Below are 3,857 nucleotides of genomic sequence, written 5' to 3'. Positions count from 1 at the left end.
AGCTTATGCTCTTGCTGGAACTGTGGACTTTGATCTAAACAACGATTCACTTGGTAAAGACAAAGATGGTAACGATGTATACCTTGCTGACATCTGGCCTTCACAAGAAGAAGTTAACGCTGCTGTTAAATCAACAGTTACACCTGAGTTATTCCGTAAAGAATACGAAACAGTATTCAACGATAACAAACGTTGGAACGAAATCCAAACTAGCAACGAAGCGATTTATGCTTTCGATTCTAAATCAACATACATTCAAAATCCTCCATTCTTTGAAGGATTATCACCAGAACCTGGTTCAGTTAACCCACTTTCCGGTTTGCGTGTAGTTGGTAAATTCGGTGACTCAGTTACAACTGACCACATTTCTCCTGCAGGTGCAATCGGTAAAGATACACCAGCTGGTATCTACCTTCGTGAAAACGGTGTGAAACCGCGTGACTTTAACTCTTACGGTTCTCGTCGTGGTAACCATGAAGCGATGATGCGCGGAACGTTCGCAAACATCCGTATCCGTAACCAAGTTGCTCCAGGTACAGAAGGTGGATTCACAACTTACTGGCCAACAGGCGATGTAATGGCTATCTATGATGCTTGTATGAAATATAAAGCTGATGGAACAGGTCTTGCAGTCATCGCTGGTAAAGACTATGGTATGGGAAGCTCTCGTGACTGGGCTGCGAAAGGTACTAACCTTCTTGGCATCAAAACAGTCATCGCTGAAAGCTTTGAACGTATTCACCGTTCTAACCTTGCATTGATGGGTGTTCTTCCACTTCAATTCAAAGAAGGCGAAAACGCTGAAACGCTTGGATTGACTGGTAAAGAAGCGATCGCAGTTAAAATCGACGAAACAGTTAAACCTCGTGATATCGTAACAGTTACAGCTAGCTGATGAAGCTGGAAACGTAAAAGAATTTGATGTGCTTGTTCGTTTCGATTCCGAAATCGAAATCGACTACTACCGTCACGGTGGTATCCTTCAAATGGTATTACGTAATAAATTAAAAGGCTAATTTCAGCTTTTAGGAAGCGGTAAACCTACTTGTCAGGTTTACCGCTTTTTTTGTGTCAAGTTTTTGAAACAAAGCGATATCATGATATGATTTGAAGGAATTACACTTTTCCGGATGTCCTTTTATTGTTAAGATGGAATAGGGAAGTTGTTCTATTTCTGGAAAAGAACTAATATTTTTATTGTAATGGGACTAGGAGGACGAGTATGCTTAAAAAAATTATTGCTTCGGTGGCCTTACTGTCACTTATTACGGTAGCGATCGTGCAGGCAATGGATAATGAACCGAAGGGAAATGACGAAAAAGATGCTTTGGGCGGATTGGAAATTGGAGCTAAAGCACCGAATTTCTCCCTGAAAACTTTGGATGGGAAACAAGTTGAATTATCTGATTATAAGGGGAAAAAGGTAATGCTGAATTTTTGGGCAACGTGGTGTCCGCCTTGCAAGAAGGAAATGCCGGATATGGAGAAATATGCACAGCAAGCTGGTGATGATGTGGTCGTTCTAGCCGTCAATATTGACCCCGAAAACGATGTACAAGCATTTGTAGAGGATAATGGAATTACTTTTACAATTCCTCTGGACAGTCAAAGTGCAAAGAATCCAGTGAATGAGCGTTACAGGATTCTTAGCATTCCAACAACTTACTTCATCGACAAAGAAGGCATTATCAGGAATAAGGTAATTTCAGCCATGCAACTTAAAGATATGGAACGAAATATAAATAGCATGCAGTAAGAGAAACTTTATGAAGTACCATCAGAATGGAAGAAATTAGCGTCACTTGGCATAGACGGCGGTAAGGGAGCAAACGTTTTTTCAGAACAAAAAGGTTGGTCAATTGGCTTTTAACCGTAATTATACTACGTTGGACGGGACCTTTATGAGGTTCCGTTTTATCGTATGTTAACAAAGTTGTCAAAATTTAATGAAAAAATCTAAAAATTTAAAAAATTACGGTTGTTGTTTATGAAAAAAGGGTTAAAGTATAAAGAGTGGAGAAATGGAACTTAATCGGATTTTAAAATCTGATAATTATGACAATTTTAAGGACGGAAACCATATAGTCATAATTTTACGTTAATTTGGCAATACTGAATAGTATATTAAAATAAGTAGGTGAAAAGCATGAAAAAAAGAAAAAGGACATTTGAAGAATTAATAAAAGAAAACAAAAAGGAATTATTGATGGACGTTAAACAAATGGAGAGAATTGAGGAACGTCTTGAAAAAAAACATATGCAAAAGGCTGAATAAGTTTTGCAAGATATATTAAAAAGAGCCAGTGCCATGAAGGTCCCTTCAAAGTGCTGGCTCTTTTTTCATGGCTTTTTCAAAAACTGGCATTCATGAATTTCCTCTTTTTTATCCATGATAAGAGAAGGAGGCGATAGAATGGGTAATCCAAAAAAAGATTCCAAACACTTTAGACCGAGCCATCTAGGGACACAACCAATAGCAGCGGGTGGGAATAACGGTAAGAAAATGCAGGACAAATCCGGGAAACATCCTCAGGTCATTCAAACTAAAGGCGAATAATCAAGTTATACTAAAGTGATCGTAATAATATTATGTAAATAAAAAATCATGAGGTGAAAATAATGGGCTCATATAAACACAATCAGGATAACCGTTTGGATAATGTTGAAAAAATTCAGGATGCAATTCAAAATACAGAAGAAAACATAACCGCTGCAAATGAAACGTTATCATTTTCTTCAGGTGTGGAGAAACAGGCAATTGAGGCCAAAAATGAACGAAGAAGAAAGAGCATTGAAGGAATGAAGGAAGAAATGCAAGATGAGCAAGAAGCACGGGAAAGCGGTTATAGTAACGATAATATGTAAACAACTAAGTAAAGGGGAGAAAGAGGCGCAAAATCTTTCTCCTCTTTATTTTTAGTTTTTCATGGCAGGGAAGCAGTCAATCAAGACAGCTTAAATGAAAATTGCACATTTGTTATGGTAGAATGTTTATTGCAATAGAAATGAAAGTGGGGAAACAAAATGTTCATAGCTGAAAACGAAATTGAAGTGCGGTATGCAGAGACAGATCAAATGGGTGTTGTTTACCATGCGAATTATTTGATATGGATGGAACTGGGCAGGACAAAGTTGATAAATGATTTAGGATTTCATTATGCTGATATGGAAGCGGATGGCATCATCTCACCTGTTATGGATATTCAGGCTTCGTATAAAACCCCGGTTAGATATGGTGATAAGGTAAAAGTTAAAACCTGGATTGAAAAGTATGACGGCTTACGGGTCATTTATGGGTATGAGATCGTTAATGGGAAAAATGAAGTGGCGGCTACAGGTCATTCTTCTCACGTATGCGTTAAAAAGGAGAGCTTCCGCCCGATATCCATTAAACGCATGTATCCTGAATGGCATGAGGCCTATGAGAAAAATAAAAAGCAGGATGAATTGGATCAATAATATTTATTGAGGTGATCAAGAAATGGCTTTTGGGATTAAACGGGGAGACGTAGTAGCCTGGAAGCAGAAAATAGATCAAGGTCAAATAGCTTTTTTAACTCATTATTGGCTGGATGACCGATTTCCTGGTTGCAAGACGGTTACTAAAGTGGGATGCAAAGATTTACTGCGTTTATCGGAGTGGGGTAAGAAATACGGGCTAAAAAAAGAATGGATTCACCACAGGAAGGATGGCTATTCTCATTTCGATCTTTTAGGGGACAAGCAAGCGGAAATTTTAAGGGCGGAAAATATAAAAGAGCGCCTGCTCGATTGAACAAGAAAAAACAGCAGTTAACACCGCTGCTTTATTGTCAGGCACTTTTTTCATAGTGGAATTCTGGTTCAGTCAGTTTTTC

6 protein-coding genes and 1 pseudogene are annotated in these 3,857 nt (G+C 38.3%); all 7 read left to right on the top strand.

Annotation, left to right across the window (positions count from 1 at the left end):
- A pseudogene (locus tag ACFVSH_RS22340) lies at nucleotides 1-1,016 on the top strand (aconitate hydratase); the annotation flags it as partial.
- Between the two features lie 206 nt (nucleotides 1,017-1,222).
- The gene (locus tag ACFVSH_RS22335; RefSeq protein WP_260286139.1) at nucleotides 1,223-1,756 is read left to right on the top strand and encodes a TlpA disulfide reductase family protein; all 534 of its coding nucleotides are present in this window, start codon (nucleotides 1,223-1,225) and stop codon (nucleotides 1,754-1,756) included.
- Nucleotides 1,757-2,146: 390 nt separating this feature from the next.
- Nucleotides 2,147-2,275, top strand: coding sequence for an FbpB family small basic protein (locus ACFVSH_RS22330; RefSeq protein WP_192204573.1), 129 nt, complete (start codon nucleotides 2,147-2,149; stop codon nucleotides 2,273-2,275).
- 138 nt (nucleotides 2,276-2,413) lie between these two features.
- Nucleotides 2,414-2,557: an acid-soluble spore protein N gene (locus ACFVSH_RS22325; RefSeq protein ID WP_057275900.1), complete on the top strand. Its 144-nt coding sequence runs from the start codon at nucleotides 2,414-2,416 to the stop codon at nucleotides 2,555-2,557.
- Between the two features lie 62 nt (nucleotides 2,558-2,619).
- Nucleotides 2,620-2,865 (top strand): small acid-soluble spore protein Tlp, encoded by a 246-nt coding sequence (tlp, locus tag ACFVSH_RS22320; RefSeq protein ID WP_192204574.1) that lies wholly within the window; start codon nucleotides 2,620-2,622, stop codon nucleotides 2,863-2,865.
- A 159-nt stretch (nucleotides 2,866-3,024) separates the two neighbouring features.
- Entirely contained in the window at nucleotides 3,025-3,459 is a 435-nt protein-coding gene (locus ACFVSH_RS22315; RefSeq protein ID WP_387707883.1) for an acyl-CoA thioesterase, read from the top strand.
- A gap of 22 nt (nucleotides 3,460-3,481) precedes the next feature.
- On the top strand, nucleotides 3,482-3,775 hold the full coding sequence (locus ACFVSH_RS22310; protein ID WP_387595903.1) for a hypothetical protein: 294 nt from the start codon (nucleotides 3,482-3,484) through the stop codon (nucleotides 3,773-3,775).
- The last annotated feature ends 82 nt before the right edge of the window (nucleotides 3,776-3,857 follow it).

The sequence above is a fragment of the Peribacillus sp. NPDC058002 genome (assembly GCF_042886655.1).
Taxonomy (GTDB): Bacteria; Bacillota; Bacilli; order Bacillales; family DSM-1321; genus Peribacillus; species Peribacillus aracenensis.
The sequence above is the reverse complement of the archived record's forward strand: the minus strand, read 5'-3'. Positions and strand labels throughout refer to the sequence as shown.